This is a genomic window from Chryseobacterium sp. Bi04, from assembly GCF_918698085.1.
In the GTDB taxonomy this organism is placed as follows: domain Bacteria; phylum Bacteroidota; class Bacteroidia; order Flavobacteriales; family Weeksellaceae; genus Chryseobacterium.
Genome location: NZ_CAKKLP010000001.1, coordinates 550,878 through 577,344, shown reverse-complemented (window position 1 = coordinate 577,344; position 26,467 = coordinate 550,878). Strand labels below are relative to the sequence as shown.

Annotated in this window: 28 protein-coding genes; 13 read left to right on the top strand and 15 right to left on the bottom strand. The window is 36.4% G+C overall.

Going from position 1 to position 26,467, the window contains the following annotated elements; translation table 11 throughout:
* The gene (locus tag LQV47_RS02555; protein ID WP_230033468.1) at nt 1-864 is read left to right on the top strand and encodes a neutral zinc metallopeptidase; all 864 of its coding nucleotides are present in this window, start codon (nt 1-3) and stop codon (nt 862-864) included.
* 54 nt (nt 865-918) lie between these two features.
* Here LQV47_RS02555 and LQV47_RS02550 read toward each other — a convergent pair whose 3' ends face one another.
* Nucleotides 919-1,776 (bottom strand): GLPGLI family protein, encoded by an 858-nt coding sequence (locus LQV47_RS02550; protein WP_230033466.1) that lies wholly within the window; start codon nt 1,774-1,776, stop codon nt 919-921.
* A 435-nt stretch (nt 1,777-2,211) separates the two neighbouring features.
* On the opposite strand from LQV47_RS02550, the gene LQV47_RS02545 reads away from it, so the two are divergent.
* The 6 genes from LQV47_RS02545 to sufD all read left to right on the top strand — a co-directional run bounded on the left by LQV47_RS02545 (nt 2,212) and on the right by sufD (nt 7,112).
* On the top strand, nt 2,212-2,541 hold the full coding sequence (locus tag LQV47_RS02545) for an iron-sulfur cluster assembly accessory protein (protein WP_230033464.1): 330 nt from the start codon (nt 2,212-2,214) through the stop codon (nt 2,539-2,541).
* Nucleotides 2,542-2,623: 82 nt separating this feature from the next.
* On the top strand, nt 2,624-4,072 hold the full coding sequence (gene sufB, locus LQV47_RS02540; protein WP_047484614.1) for a Fe-S cluster assembly protein SufB: 1,449 nt from the start codon (nt 2,624-2,626) through the stop codon (nt 4,070-4,072).
* 6 nt (nt 4,073-4,078) lie between these two features.
* Nucleotides 4,079-4,585: a GNAT family N-acetyltransferase gene (locus LQV47_RS02535; RefSeq protein WP_230033462.1), complete on the top strand. Its 507-nt coding sequence runs from the start codon at nt 4,079-4,081 to the stop codon at nt 4,583-4,585.
* 18 nt (nt 4,586-4,603) lie between these two features.
* Entirely contained in the window at nt 4,604-5,347 is a 744-nt protein-coding gene (gene sufC, locus LQV47_RS02530; RefSeq protein ID WP_230033460.1) for a Fe-S cluster assembly ATPase SufC, read from the top strand.
* 30 nt (nt 5,348-5,377) lie between these two features.
* Nucleotides 5,378-5,770: a four helix bundle protein gene (locus LQV47_RS02525; RefSeq protein WP_230033458.1), complete on the top strand. Its 393-nt coding sequence runs from the start codon at nt 5,378-5,380 to the stop codon at nt 5,768-5,770.
* 34 nt (nt 5,771-5,804) lie between these two features.
* A complete protein-coding gene (gene sufD / locus LQV47_RS02520) occupies nt 5,805-7,112 on the top strand; it encodes a Fe-S cluster assembly protein SufD (protein WP_230033456.1) in 1,308 nt (435 codons plus the stop codon).
* Nucleotides 7,113-7,183: 71 nt separating this feature from the next.
* Here sufD and LQV47_RS02515 read toward each other — a convergent pair whose 3' ends face one another.
* Nucleotides 7,184-8,107: a DUF3078 domain-containing protein gene (locus LQV47_RS02515; protein WP_230033454.1), complete on the bottom strand. Its 924-nt coding sequence runs from the start codon at nt 8,105-8,107 to the stop codon at nt 7,184-7,186.
* Nucleotides 8,108-8,344: 237 nt separating this feature from the next.
* On the bottom strand, nt 8,345-9,271 hold the full coding sequence (locus tag LQV47_RS02510; RefSeq protein WP_230033452.1) for a DUF3078 domain-containing protein: 927 nt from the start codon (nt 9,269-9,271) through the stop codon (nt 8,345-8,347).
* Nucleotides 9,272-9,518: 247 nt separating this feature from the next.
* Between LQV47_RS02510 and LQV47_RS02505 the strand changes: the two genes are divergently transcribed.
* From LQV47_RS02505 to LQV47_RS02490, 4 genes are all read left to right on the top strand, one after another.
* The gene (locus LQV47_RS02505; protein WP_230033450.1) at nt 9,519-10,286 is read left to right on the top strand and encodes a rhomboid family intramembrane serine protease; all 768 of its coding nucleotides are present in this window, start codon (nt 9,519-9,521) and stop codon (nt 10,284-10,286) included.
* Nucleotides 10,287-10,321: 35 nt separating this feature from the next.
* Nucleotides 10,322-11,431, top strand: coding sequence for a DNA-processing protein DprA (gene dprA, locus LQV47_RS02500; protein ID WP_230033449.1), 1,110 nt, complete (start codon nt 10,322-10,324; stop codon nt 11,429-11,431).
* Between the two features lie 190 nt (nt 11,432-11,621).
* Entirely contained in the window at nt 11,622-12,980 is a 1,359-nt protein-coding gene (gene gdhA / locus LQV47_RS02495; protein WP_230033445.1) for an NADP-specific glutamate dehydrogenase, read from the top strand.
* Between the two features lie 130 nt (nt 12,981-13,110).
* Nucleotides 13,111-13,479 carry a DUF1801 domain-containing protein gene (locus LQV47_RS02490; protein ID WP_230033443.1) on the top strand — a complete coding sequence of 123 codons (369 nt, stop codon included), beginning with the start codon at nt 13,111-13,113 and terminating at the stop codon, nt 13,477-13,479.
* 42 nt (nt 13,480-13,521) lie between these two features.
* On the opposite strand, the gene LQV47_RS02485 is transcribed toward LQV47_RS02490, so the two are convergent.
* The 3 genes from LQV47_RS02485 to LQV47_RS02475 all read right to left on the bottom strand — a co-directional run bounded on the left by LQV47_RS02485 (nt 13,522) and on the right by LQV47_RS02475 (nt 15,407).
* Nucleotides 13,522-13,833 carry a hypothetical protein gene (locus LQV47_RS02485; RefSeq protein ID WP_230033441.1) on the bottom strand — a complete coding sequence of 104 codons (312 nt, stop codon included), beginning with the start codon at nt 13,831-13,833 and terminating at the stop codon, nt 13,522-13,524.
* Nucleotides 13,834-13,946: 113 nt separating this feature from the next.
* Nucleotides 13,947-14,435, bottom strand: a complete 489-nt coding sequence (locus LQV47_RS02480; protein WP_230033439.1) for a YkgJ family cysteine cluster protein — start codon at nt 14,433-14,435, stop codon at nt 13,947-13,949.
* Nucleotides 14,436-15,407: an ion channel gene (locus tag LQV47_RS02475; RefSeq protein WP_230033437.1), complete on the bottom strand. Its 972-nt coding sequence runs from the start codon at nt 15,405-15,407 to the stop codon at nt 14,436-14,438.
* Nucleotides 15,408-15,563: 156 nt separating this feature from the next.
* Between LQV47_RS02475 and LQV47_RS02470 the strand changes: the two genes are divergently transcribed.
* Nucleotides 15,564-15,944 (top strand): group III truncated hemoglobin, encoded by a 381-nt coding sequence (locus LQV47_RS02470; protein WP_230033435.1) that lies wholly within the window; start codon nt 15,564-15,566, stop codon nt 15,942-15,944.
* A gap of 43 nt (nt 15,945-15,987) precedes the next feature.
* Here LQV47_RS02470 and LQV47_RS02465 read toward each other — a convergent pair whose 3' ends face one another.
* The 9 genes from LQV47_RS02465 to hflX all read right to left on the bottom strand — a co-directional run bounded on the left by LQV47_RS02465 (nt 15,988) and on the right by hflX (nt 25,477).
* Complete coding sequence (locus LQV47_RS02465; RefSeq protein ID WP_230033433.1) at nt 15,988-17,058, bottom strand: ionic transporter y4hA; 1,071 nt, start codon at nt 17,056-17,058, stop codon at nt 15,988-15,990.
* Nucleotides 17,059-17,124: 66 nt separating this feature from the next.
* Entirely contained in the window at nt 17,125-17,463 is a 339-nt protein-coding gene (locus tag LQV47_RS02460) for a DUF6122 family protein (RefSeq protein WP_230033431.1), read from the bottom strand.
* Nucleotides 17,464-17,494: 31 nt separating this feature from the next.
* Complete coding sequence (locus tag LQV47_RS02455) at nt 17,495-18,730, bottom strand: hypothetical protein (RefSeq protein WP_230033429.1); 1,236 nt, start codon at nt 18,728-18,730, stop codon at nt 17,495-17,497.
* Complete coding sequence (locus LQV47_RS02450; RefSeq protein ID WP_230033427.1) at nt 18,731-20,752, bottom strand: hypothetical protein; 2,022 nt, start codon at nt 20,750-20,752, stop codon at nt 18,731-18,733. It abuts the gene before it with no gap.
* A gap of 17 nt (nt 20,753-20,769) precedes the next feature.
* Entirely contained in the window at nt 20,770-21,438 is a 669-nt protein-coding gene (locus LQV47_RS02445) for a hypothetical protein (RefSeq protein ID WP_230033425.1), read from the bottom strand.
* A 133-nt stretch (nt 21,439-21,571) separates the two neighbouring features.
* Nucleotides 21,572-22,291 carry a DNA alkylation repair protein gene (locus tag LQV47_RS02440; protein WP_230033423.1) on the bottom strand — a complete coding sequence of 240 codons (720 nt, stop codon included), beginning with the start codon at nt 22,289-22,291 and terminating at the stop codon, nt 21,572-21,574.
* 26 nt (nt 22,292-22,317) lie between these two features.
* Nucleotides 22,318-23,604, bottom strand: a complete 1,287-nt coding sequence (locus LQV47_RS02435; protein WP_230033421.1) for a sodium:proton antiporter — start codon at nt 23,602-23,604, stop codon at nt 22,318-22,320.
* Nucleotides 23,605-23,624: 20 nt separating this feature from the next.
* Entirely contained in the window at nt 23,625-24,254 is a 630-nt protein-coding gene (locus tag LQV47_RS02430) for a DUF4919 domain-containing protein (RefSeq protein ID WP_230033419.1), read from the bottom strand.
* Nucleotides 24,254-25,477, bottom strand: a complete 1,224-nt coding sequence (gene hflX, locus LQV47_RS02425; protein ID WP_230033417.1) for a GTPase HflX — start codon at nt 25,475-25,477, stop codon at nt 24,254-24,256. The genes LQV47_RS02430 and hflX overlap by 1 nt, the downstream gene beginning before the upstream one ends.
* Before the next feature lie 199 nt (nt 25,478-25,676).
* Between hflX and LQV47_RS02420 the strand changes: the two genes are divergently transcribed.
* A complete protein-coding gene (locus tag LQV47_RS02420; protein ID WP_230033408.1) occupies nt 25,677-26,384 on the top strand; it encodes a LytTR family DNA-binding domain-containing protein in 708 nt (235 codons plus the stop codon).
* The last annotated feature ends 83 nt before the right edge of the window (nt 26,385-26,467 follow it).

The window sequence follows — 26,467 nt, the reverse complement described above, 5'->3', positions numbered from 1 at the left end:
ATGAAATGGACAGACGACAGAGGCGGAAACGTTGATGACCGCCGTGGTTCCGGAGGCGGAGGAGGTGGCATGATCGTAGGCGGCGGACTCGGAACTTTAATTATAGCAGCAATTGTGTTCTTTTTAGGAGGAGACCCTTCCGGTATATTGAATTCCGGCAGTGTACAGTCTTCAGGAAATTCCGGTGAAAAAAGAGAACTTACTGCCAATGAAAAACAGATCGGTGAAATGGTCGACATGATGGCCAAATGGAATATCTTAACCTGGGATCAGATCTTTAAAGAAAATGGGATGACCTATGCTGCACCTGAAGTAGTACTTTTTGAAAATACAACCAGATCTGCATGTGGTGTTGCTGAATCTGCAATGGGACCTTTCTATTGCCCGGCTGATCAGAAAGTATATATGGACATGAGTTTCTTCAATGAACTTCAACAGAGATTCGGAGCAAAGGTTACCGAATTTACAGTGGCTTACGTTCTTGCTCATGAAGTAGGACACCATGTACAAACTCTTTTGGGTACCACACAAAAAGTAGATGCTCTCAGAAGAAGCGGAAGATATTCGGAAGCAGAGATGAACAGAGTGTCTGTTGCTACAGAATTACAGGCCGATTTCTATGCCGGAGTCTGGGCCAAGAAAACGGATGATTCCAAACATATACTGGAACCGGGAGATATACAGTCTGCTATAGATGCAGCACAGGCTGTGGGAGACGATAACATCCAAAAAAGAGCTCAGGGATATGTTAATCAGGAGAGTTTTACCCACGGATCATCAGCACAACGTAAAGAATGGTTTATGAAGGGCTATAATAGCGGTGATATCAGACAAGGTGACACTTTCAACCAGCTTTTAAAATAAATAGATAGAATATAAAAAAGGTCCTGAAGAAAAATTTCTTCAGGACCTTTTTATTTACTGCAATTCGATTGGATTAGAATTTTTCTTAGCTTCTTCTTTCACCCTTTCTTCCATTCTTTTTTTCATATCAGCAGGATTTTGGTTTCCACCTCCACCCGGGCCTCTTCCGCCACCAACTCTCATCGTAGTAGAAAACCCACCTTGCCCTCCGCTTTGGTTCATAAAAGCTGCTGGATCAGTCTTAAACTTTTGCTGCTGTTTTACAAAATCGGCTCTTTTTACTTTTATAGGAGATCCAAACTGGTTCAGAACAGGAAATTCAGCAATCTTAAAATTTTTCATCAAATCAAAAGAATAATCTCCTCTATCATCTTCCACTTTTACGATCAGCCCGGGAAGCCCCCCAAACTTATAAGGACCATCCTGGTACGGAAGATCTGTAGTAAACCAGGTGGTCCACTTTCTTCCGCCAAAATCAGTTTCTGCTTTTTGGACTTTATATTCCCCAATTTTTGTGGTTTCTGAAGAAATTTTCCAGTTCAGAGGTCTGTCTTCCTCATAAGAATAACTATCTCTCCCTATTCTATCTTTAAAGTACGTCTTCTGATTTGTTTTATCTTTTTCTACAGAATAGCTGATATTCGTTCTCAGATTTTCCATCTGATCTCTGTTGATGCTTCCTCTACCACCACCTCCCTGAAATGCTTTTTGCATAATAGAATCTCTTTTGATCCTGTTTTCAGAGTAAAAGACTGATTTTTCAGGGGAAATATCCAAATACGCATTTTCAGTTTTAATATCCGTTTTATTTTCTGCATCCGGCTTCATAGTTACCTGATATACAAATCTGTTGGTTTGCGCAGAGATATGCTGTATAAAAACGGCAAAAACAATAATACCTAATTTTTTCATTTATATTTTTATTTTAATTCAAATCTAAAAGACACAAAAGAGAATCTTTTTTTCACTTTATCTTCACCGATTAATAGTAAACAGTTTTTTTGATACCTAAAATTTTTCAACCTCCGTACTCACAAATTAATTTAATACGGGTTCCAAAAGGCCTCATAGAAATATTTTATAGTATTCTATAGGGCATTACAGCTAAAAATAATAATAAAAAAGCAGTACTTTTTGTTTCATTATCACTTTCCTTTATAGATAGGAAATACAATTGAAGGTTAAAAATATTCAGATTCATAAGCGAAAATTTATATATCTTTTAACGTTAACTCAGTGTTAAAAATATTGTATTAAGATCAGAATCATTAAAATAGATATCTTCGATTTGAGATTGCGGAAATTAGTTCGTATTTTTGCATAATTAAATCATTCTAAATAAATACAATGATAAAAGTATCAGATTACGCAAAGGAAAAAGCCATTCAGCTGATGACAGAAGATGGTTTTAACCCTGCTGAAGATTATATAAGAGTTGGAGTTAAAAGCGGCGGATGCTCTGGTTTAGAGTATGTTTTAAAGTTTGACAACCAAAAAACAGACACAGATCAGATTTTTGAAGATAATAACATTAAAATTGTTATTGATAAAAAATCTATCTTATACTTAGCAGGAACAACTCTTGAGTACTCAGGAGGATTGAACGGAAAAGGGTTTGTATTCAATAACCCTAATGCATCCAGAACATGTGGATGCGGAGAATCATTTAGTCTTTAGAGAAAAGACATTAGATACTAGATATCAGACATCAGACCATTCTGAAATCTGAAATCTAAAATCTGAAATCTAAAAAAAAATAATGAGTAAATACACTGAAGACGATTTAAGAGTCGATCTAGAAAATAAAAAATATGAATTCGGTTGGGAAACGAAGATTGATTATGAAGACTTCCCAATTGGTTTAAATGAGGATATCGTCCGTGCTATCTCTGCAAAAAAAGAAGAGCCTGAATGGATGACTGAATGGCGTTTGGAATCTTTCAAAATCTGGCTGAAAATGGTGGAACCTGAATGGGCAAACATCAAATATGAAAAGCCGGATTTTCAAGCAATCCGTTACTATGCTGCTCCAAAGGCAAAACCTGAATTGGAAAGTCTTGACGAAGTAGATCCGGAGTTATTGAAAACTTTCGCAAAGCTAGGGATTAATATCGAAGAGCAAAAAAGACTTTCAGGAGTAGCTGTAGATATTGTAATAGACTCAGTTTCTGTGAAAACCACTTTCCAGGATACATTGGCTGAAAAAGGAATTATTTTCTGTTCTATTTCTGAGGCCATTAAAAACCATCCTGATTTGGTAAGAAAATATCTTGGAAAAGTAGTTCCAAGAGGAGACAACTTTTATGCAGCATTGAATTCCGCAGTATTCTCTGACGGAAGTTTCTGCTATATTCCTAAGGGAGTAAGATGCCCAATGGAACTTTCCACTTATTTCCGTATCAATCAGGCAGGAACAGGACAGTTTGAAAGAACTCTTGTGATTGCTGATGAAGGAAGTTATGTTTCTTATCTGGAAGGATGTACGGCTCCGTCAAGAGACGAAAACCAGCTTCATGCTGCCGTTGTGGAACTGATTGCAATGGATGATGCAGAAATTAAATACTCAACTGTTCAGAACTGGTATCCAGGTAATGAAGAAGGAAAAGGAGGAGTTTTCAACTTTGTGACAAAAAGAGGACTTTGCGAAAGAAATGCAAAAATCTCATGGACACAGGTGGAAACGGGTTCTGCAGTAACATGGAAATACCCATCTTGTATTCTGAAAGGTGACGGATCAATCGGAGAGTTCTACTCTATTGCTGTGACGAACAATCACCAGTATGCAGATACAGGTACAAAAATGATCCACATTGGAAAAAACACCAAGTCAACGATCATTTCAAAAGGTATTTCTGCCGGAAAATCTCAAAACTCATACAGAGGATTGGTAAAGGTAATGCCTACTGCTAAAGGGGCAAGAAACTTTTCCCAATGTGACTCTTTATTGATGGGTAATGAATGTGGAGCTCACACTTTCCCTTACATCGAGATCAAAGACCCTACCGCACAATTGGAACATGAAGCAACCACTTCGAAAATTGGAGAAGATCAGATTTTCTACTGTAACCAAAGAGGTATTGATACCGAAAGAGCCATTGCACTGATTGTAAATGGTTTCAGTAAGGAAGTTTTAAATAAACTTCCTATGGAATTTGCTATCGAGGCACAGAAATTATTGGAAATTTCATTAGAAGGATCTGTAGGATAAAAAGATATGATAGCTACAGAAAGATTAATTGTAAAAAAACCTGTAAAAAAAGATTTTGAAAGATTTTTTGAAATTAATCATGATCCTAAAACCAATATGCATAACCCAAGCGGGCCAATGAGTCTTGAAAAAGCAGAAGATACATTTGCCAGAATGCTTGACCATTGGGAAAAGCATAATTTTGGAGGTTGGACTATCGTTGAAAAACACAACCCTGAAAACAGTATAGGTTTTGGAGGGCTGAGCTATAAACTCTATGGAGAGGAAGAAAAATTGAACCTTGGATATCGTTTTGCCCCAGAAGCATGGGGAAAAGGATACGCCACAGAGTTCACAAAGAAGGCTATAGACTTTGGATGTAATGATATGAACAAAGAAGAAATATTCGGAATTGTTCGTCCTGACAATATAGCTTCTATTAAAGTTTTGGAAAAGGCAGGAATGATACAAATTGGGAAGCTTAATGACGTCCCTGGTCAACCTGAAAGTTTAGTATATAGAATTCAAAAATAATTTGTTTAAGCAAATAAAATGTTAGAAATTAAAAACCTTCACGCCAAAATTGAGGATGGCGCAGAAATATTAAAGGGTATTAATCTTGAAATAAAGCCAGGTGAAGTTCACGCTATCATGGGGCCAAACGGAGCTGGTAAATCCACACTTTCTTCTGTAATTGCAGGAAAAGAGGATTATGAAGTGACTGATGGAGAAATTCTTTTCGAAGGAAAAAACATCAGCGAAGATGCACCTGAAGACAGAGCACACAAAGGAATCTTCCTTTCTTTCCAGTATCCCGTGGAAATTCCGGGAGTTTCTGTAACAAACTTTATCAAGGCCGCTCTAAACGAAACCAGAAAAGCAAACGGACTGGAAGAAATGCCTGCAAAAGAAATGCTTGCATTAATCCGTGAAAAATCTGAAAAATTAGGGATCAAAAAAGATTTCCTTTCAAGATCATTAAACGAGGGATTCTCTGGAGGTGAAAAGAAAAGAAATGAGATCTTCCAGATGATGATGCTTAATCCTAAATTGGCTATTCTTGATGAAACAGATTCAGGATTAGATATTGATGCTTTAAGAATTGTAGCAGATGGAGTAAATCACTTTAAAAATGAAGGAAATGCAGTTCTTTTGATTACGCACTATCAAAGATTGCTTAACTATATTCAGCCTGACTTTGTTCACGTTTTAGCGAATGGAAAAATCATCAAAACAGGTGATAAATCTTTAGCGTTAGAGCTTGAAGAGAAAGGTTACGACTGGCTGCTTAACTAGTTTGAAATTTGCGATTTGAGATTTGAGATTATGGCAACTATAAATAATTTTGAGGATTTAGAAATATGGAAAAAATCCAGAGAATTATGCCATAAAATTTTCATCTCACTCGTACAAAATTCAAATTGCAGTTTAAACATTAAAAATCAAATAGACCGTTCATCGGCTTCTGTAATGGATAACATCGCAGAAGGTTTTGAAAGGGAGGGAAATAAAGAATTTATTAATTTTCTATCTATGTCAAAAGGTTCATGTGGAGAAGTAAGATCTCAATTAATCAGAGCGTTTGATAGAAATTTTATTACCGAAAATGAATTTAATGATTTGAAAAAGGATTATACGGATTTATCAAAGATGATTTCCGGCTTTATAAGATATTTAAAAACTATCGAGCATAATGGCAATAAATTTAACCGTCCGTAATTTCAAATCTCAAATCTCAAATTTCAAATAAACAATGAGTTTAAACGAACAAATTTTAAATAATCATAACGAATTTCTCAGTACACTTCGTCACCGTTTTTTGGATGAAACGAGAGTTCAGGCTTTAGGAGAGTTTGCCAAAACAGGTTTTCCTACCAAAAAAGACGAAGAGTTTAAATATACCAATCTAAGGGAGATCACAGAGAAAGACTACAATTTCTTTCCAAAAGAGAACCATAACATCACTAAAGAGCAGTTTGACCAACTGCACTTAGGAGAGGAAAATTTCGACTGGATTGTTTTTGTAAACGGGAAGCTTCACAAAGAGCTTTCTAAGGTTTCTATAGAAAACGTAGAATTCCTTTCATTCAATTACGCATTGAATGATGATCAGCATAAAGAAGTTTTTGATCAATACTTTAACACTATTGCATCTAAGGATTTAGCTTTCACAAACTTAAACCTTGCCTACTGCAAATATGGATTCTTTTTAAAAGTTCCTAAAAATGTAGTGATTGAAAAACCGATTCATGTTTTCTATATTTCTCAAAACCAGGAGGAAAATACATTCTACAATACAAGAAACCTATTGATCGTAGAAGAAGGAGCAAAAGTAGAGGTTATTGAAAGCCACCATAATTTTGACAGCACTTATGTGCTGACCAATTCTGTGACTGAGATCTTCACCTTTCCAAATGCAAAAGCAGATTGGCATAAACTTCAGAACGACAATAATACTTCTTACCTGATTGACAGCACTTTCGCAAAACAGGAGAAAGACAGTTTAACGACGGTGAATACATTCTCTTTTGGAGGTAAACTGGTAAGAAATAACCTGGATTTCATTCATAATGGATCAAATATCAATTCATTTATGAACGGGATTACCATTATCGGAAAAGATCAGCTGGTAGACCACCATACAGCCGTTCACCACAATTATCCGAACTGTGAAAGTTATCAGAACTACAAAGGTATTTTTGACGGTAATGCACACGGTGTTTTCAATGGGAAAGTTTTTGTTGACAAAATTGCCCAGAAAACGAATGCTTACCAGCAAAACAACAATGTCTTATTAAGCGAAGGGGCAAGTATTGATACAAAACCTCAGTTGGAAATTTTTGCGGATGATGTAAAATGTTCTCACGGATGTACAGTAGGCCAGCTTAATGAAGATGCCCTGTTCTATCTTAGAGCAAGAGGTATTTCTAAAAAAGAAGCACAGGCACTTCTTTTATATGCATTTGCAAATGATGCGATGCAGAATATCGACATAGAGCCTCTAAAAGAAAAAATTTCAAAGCTATTGGCGGAGAAATTAGAAGTTGATTTAGAATTTTAAGACTTATATAATTGATACATAAGAAAGCACTTCAATTTGAAGTGCTTTCTTATTATGTATAGTGATTAAGATTATTTCTTAAGCCACCCCTGGTTATCCTTGTTATCTGAACGTTTCTTTCCGTTATCAATATTATAAGCTAGCCCTACTCCTAATGTTTGTTTCAGCTGGGTTTTCTTGATCTGGTTGTGGTCATATAATAAATCCAGTGTTACATTGGTAGAAATATATTTATTGATCTTCATATTTAGCACTCCACTATATCCAAGAACCAGTCTGTCCGGATGATCAAGATAATTTGAAAAAACAGAACCCGTATTGATCAGGCTTATATTCTCCATGATTTTCAGCTTGTAAATAGCTGTTCCCAGGAAACCGAATTGAAAAAGAGAAGAATCCCCGTCATTTTTAAGACCATATGTTCCTGCTTTTTGAAGGTCTTTATCCAGAACAAAAGTCCATCTTGCATTGGCAGGGCGCAGTGTCATCGTAAAATTATCATTAGGACGATAGGTAACACCGGCTCCTAAATTTAAATATCCCGGTGCAAAAAAGTTTGATATTTTTTTGGCATCAGGATTATTGCCATCCTCATATCCCGGAGCAAATTGAGTCTGAAGACTTGCTCCCATAGAATAATACCAGTTTTTGGCAAATTCTCTACCGTAGTTAGTAGAAAGATTGATAACGTCCTGGGTTTTTCTTACTCCTGTTCCTTGGGTATTATTTTGGCCATATCCCAGGATAATAACATTTTCCCAAAGATCTTTGCCTTTTTCATAAGTCAGGTTGTAATTGACACCGGCAAGCCATCCCACGTTGTTGGCTCCTCCTCCTACCCAATTGGAAAAGGCAGCCTGATTAAGCATTAATGTGTTTTGCCCCTGAATAGACCAGGCTTTTACAGTATCTGCTGCAGGAGCATCAGTTTTAGTTTCCTGTGCCATTGCAATAGCCCCAAAAGAAATGGAAGCCATCAATAAAAGTTTTTTCATAATTAACTATTTTCCTTGCAAATGTATAAATAATAATTTACGCCTTGGTAATACTCACTTTAATTTGAATTTTACAACAACAAAATTTTATTTATAACCAATTAAAGATAAACAGTTTAAAACTCACCGGCATCAAAACAAAAAACCTTAAACTTAAAAGTACTTAAAATAAAATCTTACTAATACACAAAAAAGCACTCCTTTCAGAAGTACTTTTTTTATATATTTTGTGATCATCTATTTCTTAGTCCACCACTGGCTGTCTTTACGGTCAGAGCGTTTCACACCATTATCCAGCGTGTAGGCGAAACCAATCCCCAGCGTTTGTTTTAGCTGAGTTTTCTCTATTTGATTATGATCATACAGCAAATCTAAACTTATATTAGAAGAAATAAACTTGTTGACTTTCAGGTTCAAAATGGCTCCGTAAGCAAGAACCAGCCTGTCAGGGCGGTCAAGGTAATTGGAAAAGACAGAAGCTGTATTGGTTAAATGAATATCTTCCATAATTTTCACTTTATATATAGCCGTTCCCAGAAAACCAAACTGCAGTAATGAAGAATCCCCATCATTTTTCAACCCATAATTTCCCGCCAGCTGAAGGTTTTTATCCAATACAAAAGTCCATCTGGCGTTGGTAGGACGCAAGGTCACCGTTAAATCATCGTTGGGCCGGTACGTAATACCCATCCCGACATTCAGATACCCGGGAGCCATAAAATTCGATATTTTCTTGGCATCTGGATTATTACCATCTTCATATCCCGGAGCAAACTGAGACTGTACACCAGCTCCTAAAGAAAAATACCAGCTTTTGGAAAACTTTCTCCCGTAGTTTGTAGAAATATTCATAACATCCTGGGTTTTTCTTATTCCCTGCCCTTTAGTATCATTTTGTCCATATCCCAAGATAACGATATTTTCCCAAAGGTCATTTTCTTTTTCATAAGTCATATTGTAATTGATACCGGCAAGCCAGCCCACATTGTTAGCTCCACCACCCACCCAGTTGGAAAAGGCAGCCTGGTTAATCATTACTGTGTTTTTCCCTAACACAGACCAGTATTTTACTGTGTCTACCACTACAGAATCTTTTTTCAATTCTTCTTGTGCACTTACATAAATCCCTATGAAAAAGGAAAGAATTAATAAAAACCGCTTCATTTTCTAAAAATTTTCAATGCAAAAATATTAAATATAATTTTTCTTAAAGGTCAATTGATCTCCAAAAAGTTCATTTTTCATCAGATTTCAACCTTAATAAGGTAGTATATGAATAAATTCAATGCCAAAATACTCGTTGCAAAAAATAAATTGATACCTTTTGTCTTAAAATCAGATCAGTAGAATCTGATTCATCGACAAATTTTCCGAAATTTATCGTTGGCTTTTGATTTGACGTACCATCTGCATGTTTAAAAATGTACTTTCCAAAAAAGCAATGATATACCCCCTGCTGATGCTTTCGGCAATGTGGTTCGGATACTTTTTACAGATGCGCGGCTTTTTTGGAAGTTGCTTTGGAGCTATTATCCCTTTAGTGCCGGAGGGATTGCTGGGGATTATCACTTCTCCCCTTTTACATGGAAATATAGATCATATTATAGGAAACTCCATTCCTGTTGCTGCCCTGATGTTTCTGCTGTATCAGTTTTATCCTTTAGTAGCCAATAAGGTGTTTTTCATTGGCTGGCTGGCCACAGGACTTCTGGTCTGGCTTCTGCCCCCTATAGATATTCTCACCGGTGATTATATGTACACCTGTACCATTGGAGCCAGCGGTGTGGTCTACGTTCTTGCATTTTTCCTTTTCTTCAGCGGAGTATTTAAGTGGAATACAAAGCTGCTTACCATATCATTGCTTGTCGTTCTGTATTATGGAAGTTTGGTTTGGGGTATGCTTCCTGAGGAGCTATTCTACACCATGCAAGAACCGAGTAAGATCTCTTGGCAGGCTCATCTTTCCGGTGCGGTAGTAGGGAGTATTATTGCTTTTGCCTTTAAAAATGTAGGTGAAAAAAAGAAAAAATATATCTGGGAATTCCCTAATTATTACAGTGAAAAGGATGACAAATTGTGGCAGGAATATAAAGAAAATCACCCTGAAGATTTCCTGGAATTACCTTATAAGAAGAGAGATGATATCTGGAATCATTTGGAGGAATTAAGGAAGAAATAAAAACTTATTTTCACTACATTTGAAAAAAAACACACATGATTTCCGAAGAATATTTATATGCAATTGCCCTTCGCGAATGCGGCCAGATTGGTGACATTAATTTTTATAAACTTATCCGGACTTTTGGAAGTGCAGAAGAAACTTGGAAAAGGGCTAAAAAGGAATATAAAAAACTGGAAGGAATGGGACAAAAAACCGTTTCCGGCATTGGAAATAAAGAACATCTGGATTTTGCAGAAAAAGAATTAAAATTTTGCGAAAAGAATAATATCCAGATCAAGCTAAGACACCTTAAAGAAATTCCCAATCTCCTTCATGAATGCCCGGATGCTCCTGCCATATTGTATCAAAAAGGAAAACTTGATGATTCACTTCGGAAGGTAAGCATCGTAGGAACCCGGAATATGACGGCTTATGGCCGGCAATTCATCCATGATTTTTTTGAAGCAACGCAGTCTGCTCCTTTTTTATCGGTAAGCGGCCTTGCATTGGGTGTTGATAAAGAAGTGCATGAACAATCTATTCAGCACAAAAAACCTACAGCAGCAGTACTTGCTCACGGTTTCCAGTTTTTATATCCGGCCAACAACAGAAGACTGTCAGAAAAAATTCTTCAGGAAGGAGGAGTATTACTTACAGAGTTCAGCTCAGCCAGAAAACCGGACCGCGAAAATTTCATTCAAAGGAACAGAATTGTGGCTGGAATTTCGCCCTCTACCATTGTTGTAGAAACAGGATTCGGAGGAGGATCTGTAAGTACGGCAACTTTTGCCAATGACTATAACCGGGATGTTTTTGCCCTTCCGGGAAAAATTACTGACTCTTATAGCCAAGGCTGTAATCAATTGATTTTCCATCATAAAGCAACCGCCATTTCCACCCTCAGAGACCTTATCAATCTGCTGGGATGGAACCATCCTAAGCAGAAAATTGAAGAGCTTTTCCCGTATAGTGAATCAATGGTACAATTAACTGATTTTCAACAGACAATATATCAATTTATAAAAGAGAATCCACAAATATCCCTGGATGATCTTTCGATGGAAATTGAAATTTCAACTCACAAAATTTTACCAGTCATTTTAGAATTGGAGCTTTTAGGGAAAGTAAAATCATTTTCCGGGAGGCAATTTATCGCAATTTAAGAATTAACGATTTCTTAATACTGCATTATTTCATACATAACATTTCATTTTTAATAAAATTTAATAGCAAATTATTAATTTAATAATATTTTGAAACATTATTATTTAATTTTCAACAATGTTAAAATAGAGTGTTGTGAATCTTGAAAAAAAAATTAAATTTGTTGACAATAATATTCAACCTTAATATATGGAACAATATAATATTGACCAGAAAATCCAAGAGTTTATTGCAAAAATTGAAGCAAAAAATCCTAACGAACCGGAATTTTTACAGGCTGTAAAAGAAGTTGCCGTAACTGTAATTCCGTTCATTGCTACCAAAAAAGAATATACCGGAATGAAGCTGCTTGAAAGAATGGCTGAAGCTGAAAGAATTATTATTTTCAGAGTTCCATGGGTTGATGACAAAGGAGAGATCCAGGTTAACAGAGGTTTCAGAATTCAAATGAACTCTGCTATTGGACCATACAAAGGAGGAATCCGTTTCCATCCTACAGTAAACCTGTCTGTTCTTAAATTCTTAGCTTTCGAGCAGGTATTTAAAAACTCATTAACAACCCTTCCAATGGGTGGTGGTAAAGGAGGTTCAGATTTTGATCCACAAGGTAAATCTGATATGGAAGTAATGCGTTTCTGCCAGGCTTTCATGACAGAATTATGTAAGCACATTGGTCCTGAAACAGATGTACCTGCAGGAGATATCGGTGTAGGGGCAAGAGAAATCGGATACCTATTCGGACAGTATAAGAAAATCAGAAATGAATTTACAGGAGTTCTTACCGGGAAAGGTCTTGCTTATGGAGGTTCATTGATCCGTCCTGAAGCTACAGGATATGGTGTAGTATACTTTGCTGAGCAGATGCTTAAGACTATCGGACAAGATTTCAAAGGTAAAACAGTAACGGTATCAGGGTTCGGAAACGTAGCCTGGGGAGTTATCAAAAAAGCAACGGAACTTGGTGCTAAAGTAGTAACCATCTCTGGTCCGGACGGATATATCTACGATAAAGATGGTATTAGCGGAGAAAAAATTGATTATTTATTAGAATTAAGATCTTCAGGAAACAACAGAGCTGAAGATTATGCTAAAAAATATCCTTCTGCTGAATTCCACGCTGGGAAACGTCCTTGGGACATCAAGTGTGATGTTGCTTTCCCTTCTGCAACTCAGAATGAATTAGATTTAGATGACGCTAAGAAACTGGTTGAAAGCGGATGTCTGTGTGTAACTGAAGCGGCTAATATGCCTTCTACACTGGATGCCATCAACTATTTCCTTGATAATAAAGTATTATTCTCTCCTGGTAAGGCTTCCAATGCTGGAGGTGTTGCTACATCAGGATTAGAAATGACTCAGAACTCTATCCGTTTAAACTGGACTTCTGAAGAAGTAGACGCAAGATTAAAAGAAATCATGATCGGTATCCACAAAGCTTGTAGAGACTACGGAAAAGACGAAGACGGTTATGTAAACTACGTGAAAGGTGCAAATATTGCCGGCTTCGTAAAAGTAGCAGAAGCAATGTTGGCTCAGGGAGTTGTATAACATAAAAATATAAGGTTGGGAAAAAATCCCGACCTTTTTTGATACAGCCTGTTCCCGGGATAATGGGAAAAAAGTAAAAAGTGAAAGGAGAAAGTGTTGCTATATGCAGCACTTTTTTTATTTTTATTTCATGACAAATACCTTCAAAAATAGTAATGAATACTTCCTGCTGTTTCCGGAAGAAATTCAGGAAAAATTAGAGGAACTCAGAAAAGCCATCCATACTCAGTTCACAGACCTGGAAGAGTATATAGGCTATCAAATGCCAGCTTTTAGATATAAAGGTAAACCATTGGTCTATTTTGCAGCCTATAAGAATCATATTGGTTTTTATCCTGGTGCTGAAGGGATAAAGACTTTTGAGGAGGATTTCAAAGAAGGAAATTATAAGTTTTCGAAAGGAGCCGTGCAGTTTCCTCTTACAAAGGATTTACCTCTTGATTTAGTCCGCAGGATAGTAACATTCAGAATCAGAGAAATTGATCAAAAAAAATCCTGAAATACTAGATTTCAGGATTCTTTCGGTGTTTACTAAAATGCTTTACTTTTTCTTTTTACTTTTCTTCTCTTCTTTAGTTGCTTCTGCAGGTTTAGTCGCTTCCGCAGTGCTTCCGGTGCTTACTGTAGCATCTGCTGCAGGGGTAGCAGTAGAAGCCTCTGCTGTAGTGGTTTGTTTTTGCCCGCTGGTTGTTGATGAGGTAGTCCAGTCTGTGCTAGTCTGCGGACTCTGCTGTTGTGTTTGAGTTGTCGTTTGGTTAGTAGTAGTTTCGGCCGGCTTCTGAGTTTGTGTTTGAGCCGATACTGCGATTACTCCGACTAATGTAAACGCTGCCGTTAAAAATAACTTTTTCATAATGTAATATTTAAATGATTGTTTAAACTAAACGACACATCATTTATAAAATTATTCATAAAGGTCTTATTTAACGTACTTTATAATTATTTAAGAGGATTTAGCAAAATATTCTATTCTGTAACGTTTTTCATCATTTTTTCTACAAATTCAAAAGCGGCGGGGCAAATCACTGTATTATTCAGCATCAGATGATTGATCTGGTAGATCTTTTTGCGGTCGGTATGAGGATATTCTCTACAGGCTTTCGGTCTCACTTCATAGATAGAACAGGTATTGTCATTATTCAGAAAAAAACAGGGAAGATTCTGCAGTACTTTATCGTTATCTTCATCCACTCTCAGAAATTTTGCTTCAAAATCGGCCTGCTTCATTCGCAAATGTTTTGCGATACGTTCAATATCCTTTTCAGTATATAAAGGTCCCGTTGTTTTACAGCAATTGGCACATTGCAAACAGTCGATCTCTTCAAAGACTTCATCATGGGTTTCCTGAACAATATAATCCAGATTTTTGGGAGGTTTTTTCTTTAATCCATCCAAAAACTTTTTATGTTCTTTCTGCTTTTGTAAAGCCTGTTTTTTATAAAAATCTAAGTCCATTTATTCTTTATTTCTTACCGAAGCGGTAAGTTCTTCCTTTTGATATTCATTAATTTTATCCAGATCCAAAATTGTGGTCTGGTTATCTTTATTCGGATAATACATGGGAATAAATCTGGCTCCATAAATAATTTCTCCTGTCACATATGAAGACCTCTGAACTACTGTATTGGAAAAAACTTCATCAAATGCACGCACCTGAACAATAAGCTCAATATCCGTAGCATTAAAATCTTCTTCTGAAAACCCATAAAACGGTGAATTTTCATCTATTTTATGTACTACAGTCCAGTTTAAGGCCAAGGTATTGATTTTGCTTAAATGGGTCTCTAATCGGTAAAAATTACTTTTGGGAACCCCATTTTCAATCACTTCAATAGCAGCAGATACAATAACATCAGCATCTGTAAGGGCATTATTTTTATATGGAGCAAGCCTGAACATCAATGCTGTAGCCTCCTGAAAAGGAGCGATCACAGCGATATCAGAAAATCTTAAATACGCCCGGGGCCTTGAAAATCTCCCATAAAAAAGTCCGGTAGCAATAGCAAAGGTAAGCAATCCCAAAAAAGCTTCAAAAGTAGCCACCAGGCTGGCCATAAAACCTACAGGGGCAATCCTTCCATACCCTACCGTTGTAAATGTTTGCGAACTGAAGAAGAATACATCAATAAATTCGTTGAGGGGATCGCTCTTATCTATTCCGGTCAGGTGTTCTACTCCAATGAGATAATAAATCATAGCAAAGACCAGATTAATCAGGATATAGGCCACAACCAGGTAGGAAATAAAGCGGAATGAAGATAAGTTCAGCATCGTGTGATACCAGCTTAACCTATTGAAAACATTCACTCCTATTCTCTGAACATTCGGGAGGCCATCTTTATTGATAAATCTTCCCGATGCATTACTTCCGAAGCCACTGTTTTCAGTATTTTTCTGACGTATTTTTTTTCTGAATCCTCTTGTCATTTTTGTATTTTTTCTTGATTAAAGAACTTCAGGAATTTGTGAATCGGCAAATTTTCTATTCGTCTTTACTTCGGTACAAAGATAAAATATTGTTTTCATGAAATTTATCAATCTTGTGATTTGATTTTTAAATTGATTTTGCAGTACATTTGAAATATGAAAAAGCTGGAGTCAAGAGAAGACATTGAACACCTTGTCAATTCATTTTACACCAAAGTGGTTAAAGATGAGACCATTGGGTTCTTTTTTAATGATATTGCAAAAGTAGACTGGGATAAACATCTTCCAAAGATGTATTCTTTTTGGGATTCTATTCTTTTTGGGCAGATGACGTATAAAGGAAATCCAATGGGCGTACATTTTCCCATCAATGAGAAGCAAGCCATGGAACAAAAGCACTTTGATCAATGGCTAAAACTCTGGCGAACGACTATTGAGGAAAATTTTGTGGGTGAAAATGCGGATATGGCCATCTACAAATCCGAAAATATTGCCAAATTAATGGCATTTAAAATGGAATTGGCCAGAAGACTTTAGTGAGTTTGTATTTGGAATACAAGATTTCGAGATATTTATTTTTTTAAGGAACGATTACCGTAAAGATATAGGCCGCCAGATTGACTAAAAGGACAGTCCCATAAAGGATATTTGTTTTTCCCCTGCTTAACGAAAGCATGACAATAAACACGGATAAGGAAAGCAGGATAATATCTTTTTTATCCAGTCCCAGCACCAATGGGATATCATACATGATGCATACCGCTGATACTGCCGGAATGGTCAGTCCTATACTTGCAAGTGCTGAACCTAATGCCAGGTTTAAACTTGACTGTATCTGATTGGCTCTTGCAGCACGTATGGCTGCAACCCCTTCAGGAAGAAGCACTACGGCGGCAATAATCACTCCTACCAGGGACTTTGGAGCACCAAGGCTTTGTACCATACCCTCAATAGTATCGGAAAGGCCTTTAGCCATTAGAACCACAATCACCAGACAAATCACCAAAAAGGCAAAGCTTATGAATGTCTTCGTTAATGAGGGAATATAATGTTCTTCAGGATGTTCATCAGGAACGATGAAATAACTTCTATGGCGAACCGTCTGTACCATCAGGAATACTCCGTAGATAGCAAGACAGGCAATGGAAATAAAGATAAGCTGTGCTTCATTATAAAAAGGGCCGTTGACACTGGAAGTAAAATTAGGAAGCACAAGGGTCAGCACTAAAATGGAAACGATACTTACCAGATAAGTGGTGGCAGAAGTTCTTGCAAAGAACTGTTCATGGTATTTTACGCCGCCTACCAGAATACATATACCTAGAATTCCATTCAGGATAAGCATTACTGCGGCAAAAACGGTATCTCTGGCCAGCGTGATCGCCTGATCTCCGCCGGCAACCATCAGTGAGATAATAAGTGCCACTTCAATAATGGTAATACATAGGGCCAGAATAATACTTCCAAAAGGCTCTCCTACTTTATGAGCGACTACTTCGGCATGATGTACCGCCGATAAAACGCTTCCAATAAGAAAAACACCTGCAATGATGTCATATATAACACCGCCTCCCATGAGTCCGGAAAAATAGTAACCGACTGTAAGGACAGGAAAAATATAAGTATAATGTAAAAATTCTTTGAATCTCATAAAGTGATTACAAAATACGAAAAATCTATAAAAACCGGAAGATTAAAAGGTAATATTAATGTTATTTTAATGAGTCCAGAGGGTAAAGTCCTGAAAATCCGTCAGCATATGGAACAAAAGCCCAACGGCAGCAATTCTAATATTTCCTTTAAAAAACAGCATCAGAACATATACTGCAATTGCATAATAGGAATGTAAAATGTGAAAGCCTATACTATTTCTGGATGGATCAAACACCGGATTGGCAAAAAGATGATCCAAGTCTACAAGCATTGTAGCTAACATAATCAGGTACGCTTTTTTCCAGTTTTTACGAAAAAAAACCAGTGCAATAAACACCGGAAAAATCAGGTGTAAAGAATAATGTGTGATTTGTTTTAGCAAGACAACTTCTGATGGAGCCATGAATATAGGGTCATTTTTAAGATGAAATATTTTACCACCGCAAAATTAAGGGTAATTTTCCATTCTTAGCCTTTACTTTGACCCAATAATTTTGAGCTTCATTACCATAAAACACATAGTCTATATCGGAAATAATCCTTTTTTCAGCTTTACTTAACGTACTCAGAGAAGAGAACAGCATTTCACTGTTTCTGATGAAAATATAATTTTTTTCCAGTTTTGGAGACTGCTGTATTGGGTTTCGGGTAGATTTTATAACAAATCCGGCAGTATTTCTGCTGACATCATTGGGCTGAAAAGGAATTGCCGTGAATTGGTTTTGAGCATTCATCCATTTTTTAGTTTGAAAATAGTCCCATGTTTTTTCGGGAACCGGGCTTTGAAAATCAATAATATAGTTCGGCTGTATAATCTTCTGATACGTCTTCTTTTCAATTTCGTTAAAGTTATCATCATAACCATAACTGATGATGGTATCATTTACCTGCTCAAGATCAGCAGTAGCTTTAAAATGACTGATCTGTAGTGAATCTCCGTTGTTTATATTGAAAAAATGAGTGTAGTTTTTTATATTATCAGCATTTAATTCCGCTTCCAGAAAATGGTTCCCCTGTTGTAATTTCGAGACAATGGCATCTACGATTTCCGGAGTTGAGTTGTTTTTTATTTCAATTTCATCATCTTTTAACTCAATGGAGAAATTGTGGATCTTCTGTCCTGAAAGAAAAGAAATGCTCCCTGCCGTATTTTGAATAAACCGATCTGCATCTAAAATGTTCTTTTGGGAATTTTGAAAAAGCTTTTTGTTTATGGCTCCAAAACCCGAATCGGAAGTTCCTACAATACAGTTTCCACCTTCTATGCTAAGAAAAATATGATCCTTTTGAAAAATATTCTTCCCTTTACTCGCAAAATTTTGCTGCTTTAAAAACGCAATAAATTTCTGAGGATCTTTAAGTTCTAAAACACTGTACCATTCCGAAGCTCCGGTTCCTTTAAGATGGAAAACCTGTAAAAAATCCGGGATTGTAATTCCCGATTCCCTCAGAGAAACTGAACCTTTCCCTTTCGTCTTGCTGCCCCATTGTGAGGGATGTGTGATCAGGCTGAAAAGATATTGCCTCGTCAGATTCTTTACGTCTATTAAAACTACTGCATCGGCATTTTCAGGAATGAACCTAAGTTTCTTATCCTTATAAAAAAGCACAAAATAAGCTGTAACAGCCAGTAACAGAATTAACGAGGCAATACCTTTCTTTTTATTCATCTACAATACCGGTGGTTTTTTTTCGGAATCTTTTATTTTAAAAATCTCATTAAACAGATCAAAGAAATACATCAGGCTGTTTTCAGAAGAATTTTTAATATTATAATCCATTTCTGTTTGTATACTCTCTTCTTTTACTTCAGTTTTATAATACAGCTCCCCTACATTTTTTCTGAACAGATCCAATGTTTTTCTTTCCGAAGGACTTTCGAACTCTTTATCTAAACCGATTAAAAGTGTCTGAAGATCCAGTCTTCCGGATAAGGGATATCTGGATGAATCTTTTGCCCATTTCCTAGATACTTCAGACTGGCTGTGAGCAGTGGTGATATTATCTGTAGAACTCGTAAGGTAAACAACGCCATCTTTTACAGTAAAGAACAGCTGATCAAGATATCCTTCTTTTTTATCATCCTTAAAAGTATAGAAGTTCCCTACTTTTGAGAAGTTTTTAGCCAGCTTTTTATTCGTTGTCAACACATTAAAAATACGGTTCCAGTACCCTTCATTCTCCGTAGCAAAAGCAAAAGTGAAATTAGGAACTGCTACATCTTTGGTTTTCTTTACTTCCTTTTCATTATAGTCGTCATCATATTCATAATCAGTATAGTCTACTTTTTTTGATTTCAACTCATTTAAAACAAAAATTCCGTTTCCCGGTGCTATTTTAGTAATAGCTTCTTCATCCAAAACAATTTTCATTGTTTCCATGATCAGCTCTAATTCTTTTTTATACTTGGCTTCTCCCGAATCCTGAATAAGACTGTATATCGCATCAAAAACTTTTCCTCCGTTTATATTAACGGCATAATAGCCAATACTTTTTTCATTGATAAGGTCCAGCAGTTTTCTGTTCTTTTTTCCTTTATAAATTGACGAGATATTTTTTTGCATCTCAGCATTTTTATGCTGGTAATTATTGATCAGCTTTACTTTATCTTTGTCAAAGTATAGATTGTAAGCAGAATTTGAGTTGTACATATTCTGGAAAACCTGTCCGAAATCGTAGCGTTTCATCGCTTTGCCGTAGATTCCGTCATTGACGATCCTTCCATAGTCTGTATACACAAAAACGTCAGAATTCACATCTTTGAAGGTCAACATTTCTTTAGAAGCTTCCACTTCCAGGTTGGAACTGAAATATTGGTCAAAATGATCTTCAGCATATTTTTTTACAACCTTGAAGTTCTCCCTGCGGATAGAATCCTGTTCTTTCTGGTAAGCTTTCTCAGACTCAGAGTCATCATACTCCGAACCATAGTCCCCCTCACCTTCTGGTTCCGGGACTAAAACCTCCTCTTTTTCTTTAGGATATTGGTGATGTTTTTGCAGGTATTTGATATCCTTCTGAATCCTTGCAATCTCCGTGTTGTTATCTTTAATGCTTTCTCTCAGGTATTTAATATCCTCTTTCAGGTTTTTTATTTCATCTTTATAATCAAATGGTTTCTCCAGTTCTTCGGCATACACTGAGTCAACCGAAACACTATCAACCGCCACGGCAACACTGTCTGCCACGGTTGCAGCTTCATCTGCCCAAAGATCTTTATAAGGTTTCGTATAGCTTATCAGGCTAAGCACTGCACGGCTTCCGTTCCATGCAACAAAAATATCATCATCTATATCAACGTAAGAATAGTTATTTTTTCCGGACGTTTCCTGTCCTTTTTTCTTAATGGAATTAATGAATTCCTGGAACTTCTCTTTATTATCGATGATAAAATGAGTATGATAGGTTTTGATGGAGTCATTAAAACTGGCGTAGTGATACTGGATGGCATCATATTTAATTCCGGTTTTAGAATAATCTGTCCATGAAGGTTTTTCTTTGCTCTTTTTGCTTAGTTCATGCAGTAAAGGATTAAGCTTGTTCCAATTGATTTTGTTGTTAAGCTGTTTCCCATTGACTTCCATATAAAATACGGCATCATTTGGGACTTTCATACTATTTTGCGCTAAAACAATACTAAAGCCAAAGACTAAGAAAATAATTTTTTGTGTTTTTAATACTATAGATTTCATGGTTTAATGTTAGAAATTTATTGGAAAAGGATTGTATTTTGTAATTGCTTTTTCTGAAGAATTACATCTAAGATGCTCGCGTCCATCTTTACGGCCTTTTTATTTGGAGAAAGCAGATAGACACTGTTGGTCTGGGATTTTACAGTGTTTTCAAACTGCATTACGGAAGTATATGTGGCACCATTAAAGACTTCTTTGTCTGCCTTACTCATCTTGTCGTAATCCGTTTTGAATGTATTCAATTTATTTCTCGTCAATACCTTTTTTTCAAGATTCTGGCTGTATATCTGTGTTGGAATCATTTTACCCAGTATATTCTGAGCCTTTAGTTTCTCTAGTCCGGCATTGATATTTTCAATTTTCTTAAAATTACAGCTCAGTTTGATGATGTAATTATCAAAGTCCATAGAGGTTTTCACATTACTGATTCCCGGTGTCTCTTTGAAAATTTTAGAGGCTTCATTGATTTTGCTTTCAATTTCAGACTTCTTGGGAACCTTTTTTCCGTTAATAGTTTCCATTTTAGAAATTGAAGCGAGTCTTGTTTTGCTTTTACTCGCATTAAGAATAACAGTATATTCTCCTGTTCCGTCAGCTTTTAGATTAATCTTATCTAAAATATCGAAACAGCTTGTCAGCACCAGCAAAGGCAGAAATAGAAGACATAACTTAAGAATGTTTTTCATGATTGAGTTTAAAACAACAAAACTACTCAATTCCCGTCTTAAATCCCTACAATCTTTGATTTTTTGGAGATAAATAGCTGTTTTCAGGTAGTTTTTCAAGATATGAAACAGTACTACTATTGCTTTTATTTTTTTAAATAAGTCCTTTCAAATAATTCTGTCGGAGGTCCTCGTCCAATTTTTCAATAGCATACCGGAGACAGGTTCTCGGCATTTCCTTATAGTACAGATTCAGGTAACTGGTTAATTGTCCTTCATTTTTATTTCCCATTTCCCTTAACAGCCAGCCGTTTGCTTTATGCATCAGGTCGTGGGTATGTTTCAGATTTCTGGTCACCAATTCTTTGGTGAGTTCAAATGATCCTTTTTTTACGTAATGCATGGTTCCCACCACAGCAATTCTTTTATGCCACATTACTTCAGACTCGGAAAGGTCTCTCAGAAGATATTCTTTTCCGTTCTCAAAGGCATATCTGCCCAGGATTTTATAACAGCTTGAATCTACCAGATCCCAATTGTTAATATAGGGAAGATGATAAAGATAAAAAGCCACTATTTCATCTTTTACTGCCTGCTCTTTTGTTTTTTCAAACTTTGAAATCAACATAAAAAGAGCTGTGAGCCTGTGTTCGTGATATCCTGAAGCCAGCAACCCGCTTAATTCCTTTAAATTGATTTTTGAATAGTATTCTTTAGCTACAGTCCTCTGATCCGGAACAGTTACCCCTAAAAACAAATCTCCCTCGCCGTATTCTCCCTTTCCGGTTTTGAAGAACCTTGGAAAGAATTCAGCTTTCTCGGGAATTGATAAAACGGCTAATGCTTCCTGTATTTCCTTAACAATACTACTCATTCTAAACGCTGTTAGTGTGTTACATATTAAGCTTTATCTTCCAGCACTACAGTCTCCTGTTCCTCTTCTTCCTTGGCAATTTTATTGGGATTGGCAACCTTGGCAATAGTAAGACCCTGAACAATAATAGAGAATACTACCACGCAGTAGGTGATACTTAGAATAATTTCACTGTATTCGCTTTTCGGAATAGACATTGCCAATGCGATAGATACTCCACCACGGATTCCTCCCCAAACCAGTACTTTTACGGTCTGCGGGCTAAAGCTTCGTCTCAAAGAGGTAAACTTTGTAGGTCCCCAGATGGAAATAAACCGCGCCAGCAGGACTACAATAATTGCCAATACTCCGGGAATCATATAGTGTTTCAGATCTTTAATCATCAAAAGTTCGAACCCGATAAACAGGAATAATACAGCATTCAGGATCTCATCAATCAGTTCCCAGAATTTAATCAAATAATCCTGCGTAACGGATTTCATTTTGAAACTCCTGTTAAAATTACCCATAAATAAACCTGCTGCAACCATTGTCAGCGGGCCGGAAATATGCATTTGTCTTGCAATAAGGTACCCACCCATCACTACAGAAAGCGTTACCAAAACGGAAATAATATAATCATCCACTTCACGCATCAGCCTGGAAGTAATCCATCCCAGTAAAACCCCAAGTAAAATACCTCCTCCAGCTTCATGAAGCAAAAGCAATCCTATATTTTCGACACTTAAGTCTACTTCTTTTCCCACTGCCAGTTGTAAAACCACTGTAAAGACTACAACCGCCATACCGTCATTGAAAAGAGATTCTCCGGCCACTTTTGTTTCCAGTGATTTGGAAACATTAGCCTGTTTCAGAACACTCAGAACCGCTACAGGATCTGTAGGGGAAATCAATGCTCCAAAAACCAGACAGTAAATAAAAGGAAGTTTAACTCCTACATAGGGCAGTAAGTAAAACATTCCAAAACCTACTACAAAAGTGGAAATCACAACACCCGCCGTAGAAAATATCAATACCGGTCTGAACTGTTCTTTCAGGTCATTGATGTTAATATGAATTCCTCCTGCAAAGAGAAGAAAATTAAGCATTGCTCCCATCAGAACCTCTGTAAAATCAATACTGTTCATCAGGTTATGAAGATGCCCGAACGTTCTTGGAAGAACTGTTTCCCCAAACAATACCAGGAAAATAGAAACTACAATGGCGATAACCATTATTCCGATGGTACTTGGAAGTTTAAGGAACCTATAGTTAAGATAGGCAAATATTGATGCTAATACGATTAATGCTGAGAATGAATAATATAACTCCACTAAGTGTTTTTTAAATTAATTTATGTGTCTAAATAAAGTACTTTGATATAGGTTTTAACCCCTTCTTTTTCCCAGATGTCAAACATTCCGTCTTTGGAAGGTTTTGAACCTCTGGTATAATCCTGTCCAATTTTCAAAATATTCAGCAAAATATACTCATCTCCTACGGAATTAACCAGATAGGCTGTTTTCTCAGATTTACCATCTCCGGAGCTTTTTATGCCATCAGCTAATGAGCGGAACTGATTAAGATGGTGCATAAAATTGCTCCCATCCTTTAGAGAATCATAGGCCCTGAGAAGAATCAGCAGAATATCCAGATTGGTAGGATCTTTACCATATAAGGCTTTTCCCTGCTTTATACAATCTTCAAAATTATTTTGTTTAAAAGCTTCTGCCAGACTTTTGAAGCGCTCATCCGAAGTGATGATTTTATCCGTTCTGAAATTTCTTCCATAGTAAAGATATTGAGATTCTATACTGTCTAAAGATCTTGGAAGCCCCTTATACTTGAAAATAAGTTTATCATAATTATACGGGGAACCATTGTTGCTCAGACTTTTCTCAATAGCTTTCATATCAATTTTTGATTTCTGGCTGAAACCAAAAACCGAAAAAAAGATGAACAGAAGGAAAAAGTGATATTTCATCAATTGCTGCTTTCTTCCTCGTCGTTATCGAAATACTCGAAAAGGAAATCATTGTATGGGAATCTGGAAATATGAATTTTCATCACCTCATCGTAAATCATCTTTTTCATTTCCGGAAAGTTTTCTTTCGTCAGTGCAGAGATGAAAACGGTAGGATATTTAGATTTTGCCATCCATGTTTTTTCCCATTCTTCAAGAGAAATATTCCTCTTTGTACCTGGGGTCAGATCGTCTTCATCTTTTTTCTCGTAGCTGAAATCATCAATTTTATTGAAAACCATGATCATCGGTTTTTGATGAGCATTGATTTCCATTAAGATATTATTTACAGATTCTATATGGTCTTCGAAGCTTTCGTGGGAAATATCTACCACATGAATCAAAAGATCGGCTTCACGAACCTCATCCAAAGTGGATTTGAATGATTCTACAAGCTGAGTAGGTAATTTTCTGATAAACCCTACGGTATCGGTAAGTAAAAACGGTAGATTTCCGATGACCACTTTTCGTACCGTGGTATCCAGCGTTGCAAATAATTTATTCTCAGCAAAAACCTCAGACTTTGAAAGTGAATTCATCAGTGTAGACTTTCCCACATTGGTGTAGCCCACTAACGCTGCACGAACCACTTTACCACGATTATTACGCTGAGTAGCCATTTGTCTATCAATAGTTTTCAGCTTATCTTTCAATAAGGAGATCCTGTCACGAATGATACGGCGGTCAGTTTCAATTTCCGTTTCACCGGGACCTCTCATTCCGATTCCCCCTTTTTGACGCTCAAGGTGAGTCCACATTCTTGTCAGACGTGGTAAAAGATACTGATATTGTGCCAGTTCCACCTGAGTTCTCGCATATGAAGTTTGTGCACGCTGGGCAAAAATATCAAGAATAAGGTTGGTTCGGTCCAAAATTTTAACTTCCATTTCTCTTTCCAGGTTTTTAAGCTGCGAAGGAGAAAGCTCATCATCAAAAATGACGGTTCCTATCTCATTTTCTTTTACGTATTCTTTTATCTCAATTGCCTTTCCACTTCCAATAAAGGTTTTGGAGTCAGGTTGTGTTAATTTTTGAGTGAAGCGTTTTTGTACGGTTGCTCCTGCTGTGAAAGCCAAAAACTCCAGTTCGTCCATATACTCCACTAGTTTTTCTTCATCCTGGTGCTGTGTAATAAGACCCACCAAGACCGCTTTCTCATAATTATGTTCTTTCTTTTCTAACATGAAGTTCTATCTATGTTTATGATTTTTACAAGATAATATTTTTCAGAAAAAAAACAAAATCAAATTTTATATAATAACACTTTTTAATATAATTTTAAGTATAATCAATTATTGTTTCATAAAAATCAATAACTTTAGGTAATAATTTTCTGATTTTTAAATCGTTAAATTAAAATAGTAAACTAATTGCCAGAGAATCATGATGACACCAATCAAATGTATGATTATTGATGATGATGAACTGGACAGGCTTGTTCTTCAACATTATATAAGACAGTACGAAAACATAGAAATTGTCGCTTCTTTTGATTCGGCAGAGAAAGCAATTTCCTACCTTGAACTTCCTGTTGACCTTCTTATTATTGAAACCAATTTAAGAGGAATGAACGGTCTTGAATTTAGAAAACTGGCTCATAAAATACCCACCTGCATTTTTGTCAGCTCCCATCCTGAACTGGCAGCTTCTGTTTTTGAAATCAATACACTGGACTTTATTACTAAGCCATTAACGGCAGAGCGCTTCCATTACTCCATGCAACGGCTTTCTGAGTTTTTTAAAGTAAAAGAAAAATGCGATTGCTACGATGCTCTTTTCGGGGAAAATTTTGTTAAAATAAAAGAAGGTGGTCATATTTCTCAGATCAGAAAGACAGATGTTTTATATCTGGAAGCTTTAAAAGACTATACCCGGATTATTACCCTGAAAAAAAATCACTGTATTTTAGATTCGTTAGGAAATCTGCTCCTTAAAAACTTTTTTGATTCTTTTGTAAGAATACACCGCAGCTATGCAGTACCGAGACATCTTATCCGTAGTAAAAGCTGCCATGAAATAGAATTAACCCATCAGATTAAGCTTCCCATAGGCAGAGCATACAAGAACAACCTCTCCTTTTTCGAGCCTTAAAAACACAGACTTTTTTCAACAATAATTCACAAAACGCCATTGGTCGATTATTTCTGCCGTTGGTCTATTTTTCTATAATCTGA

Coding starts and splice junctions, on each gene's coding strand:
- LQV47_RS02555 (WP_230033468.1), top strand. CDS start 1: ATGAAATGGACAGACGACAGAGGCGGAAACGTTGATGACCGCCGTGGT.
- LQV47_RS02550 (WP_230033466.1), bottom strand. CDS start 1,776: ATGAAAAAATTAGGTATTATTGTTTTTGCCGTTTTTATACAGCATATC.
- LQV47_RS02545 (WP_230033464.1), top strand. CDS start 2,212: ATGATAAAAGTATCAGATTACGCAAAGGAAAAAGCCATTCAGCTGATG.
- sufB (WP_047484614.1), top strand. CDS start 2,624: ATGAGTAAATACACTGAAGACGATTTAAGAGTCGATCTAGAAAATAAA.
- LQV47_RS02535 (WP_230033462.1), top strand. CDS start 4,079: ATGATAGCTACAGAAAGATTAATTGTAAAAAAACCTGTAAAAAAAGAT.
- sufC (WP_230033460.1), top strand. CDS start 4,604: ATGTTAGAAATTAAAAACCTTCACGCCAAAATTGAGGATGGCGCAGAA.
- LQV47_RS02525 (WP_230033458.1), top strand. CDS start 5,378: ATGGCAACTATAAATAATTTTGAGGATTTAGAAATATGGAAAAAATCC.
- sufD (WP_230033456.1), top strand. CDS start 5,805: ATGAGTTTAAACGAACAAATTTTAAATAATCATAACGAATTTCTCAGT.
- LQV47_RS02515 (WP_230033454.1), bottom strand. CDS start 8,107: ATGAAAAAACTTTTATTGATGGCTTCCATTTCTTTTGGGGCTATTGCA.
- LQV47_RS02510 (WP_230033452.1), bottom strand. CDS start 9,271: ATGAAGCGGTTTTTATTAATTCTTTCCTTTTTCATAGGGATTTATGTA.
- LQV47_RS02505 (WP_230033450.1), top strand. CDS start 9,519: ATGTTTAAAAATGTACTTTCCAAAAAAGCAATGATATACCCCCTGCTG.
- dprA (WP_230033449.1), top strand. CDS start 10,322: ATGATTTCCGAAGAATATTTATATGCAATTGCCCTTCGCGAATGCGGC.
- gdhA (WP_230033445.1), top strand. CDS start 11,622: ATGGAACAATATAATATTGACCAGAAAATCCAAGAGTTTATTGCAAAA.
- LQV47_RS02490 (WP_230033443.1), top strand. CDS start 13,111: ATGACAAATACCTTCAAAAATAGTAATGAATACTTCCTGCTGTTTCCG.
- LQV47_RS02485 (WP_230033441.1), bottom strand. CDS start 13,833: ATGAAAAAGTTATTTTTAACGGCAGCGTTTACATTAGTCGGAGTAATC.
- LQV47_RS02480 (WP_230033439.1), bottom strand. CDS start 14,435: ATGGACTTAGATTTTTATAAAAAACAGGCTTTACAAAAGCAGAAAGAA.
- LQV47_RS02475 (WP_230033437.1), bottom strand. CDS start 15,407: ATGACAAGAGGATTCAGAAAAAAAATACGTCAGAAAAATACTGAAAAC.
- LQV47_RS02470 (WP_230033435.1), top strand. CDS start 15,564: ATGAAAAAGCTGGAGTCAAGAGAAGACATTGAACACCTTGTCAATTCA.
- LQV47_RS02465 (WP_230033433.1), bottom strand. CDS start 17,058: ATGAGATTCAAAGAATTTTTACATTATACTTATATTTTTCCTGTCCTT.
- LQV47_RS02460 (WP_230033431.1), bottom strand. CDS start 17,463: ATGGCTCCATCAGAAGTTGTCTTGCTAAAACAAATCACACATTATTCT.
- LQV47_RS02455 (WP_230033429.1), bottom strand. CDS start 18,730: ATGAATAAAAAGAAAGGTATTGCCTCGTTAATTCTGTTACTGGCTGTT.
- LQV47_RS02450 (WP_230033427.1), bottom strand. CDS start 20,752: ATGAAATCTATAGTATTAAAAACACAAAAAATTATTTTCTTAGTCTTT.
- LQV47_RS02445 (WP_230033425.1), bottom strand. CDS start 21,438: ATGAAAAACATTCTTAAGTTATGTCTTCTATTTCTGCCTTTGCTGGTG.
- LQV47_RS02440 (WP_230033423.1), bottom strand. CDS start 22,291: ATGAGTAGTATTGTTAAGGAAATACAGGAAGCATTAGCCGTTTTATCA.
- LQV47_RS02430 (WP_230033419.1), bottom strand. CDS start 24,254: ATGAAATATCACTTTTTCCTTCTGTTCATCTTTTTTTCGGTTTTTGGT.
- hflX (WP_230033417.1), bottom strand. CDS start 25,477: ATGTTAGAAAAGAAAGAACATAATTATGAGAAAGCGGTCTTGGTGGGT.
- LQV47_RS02420 (WP_230033408.1), top strand. CDS start 25,677: ATGATGACACCAATCAAATGTATGATTATTGATGATGATGAACTGGAC.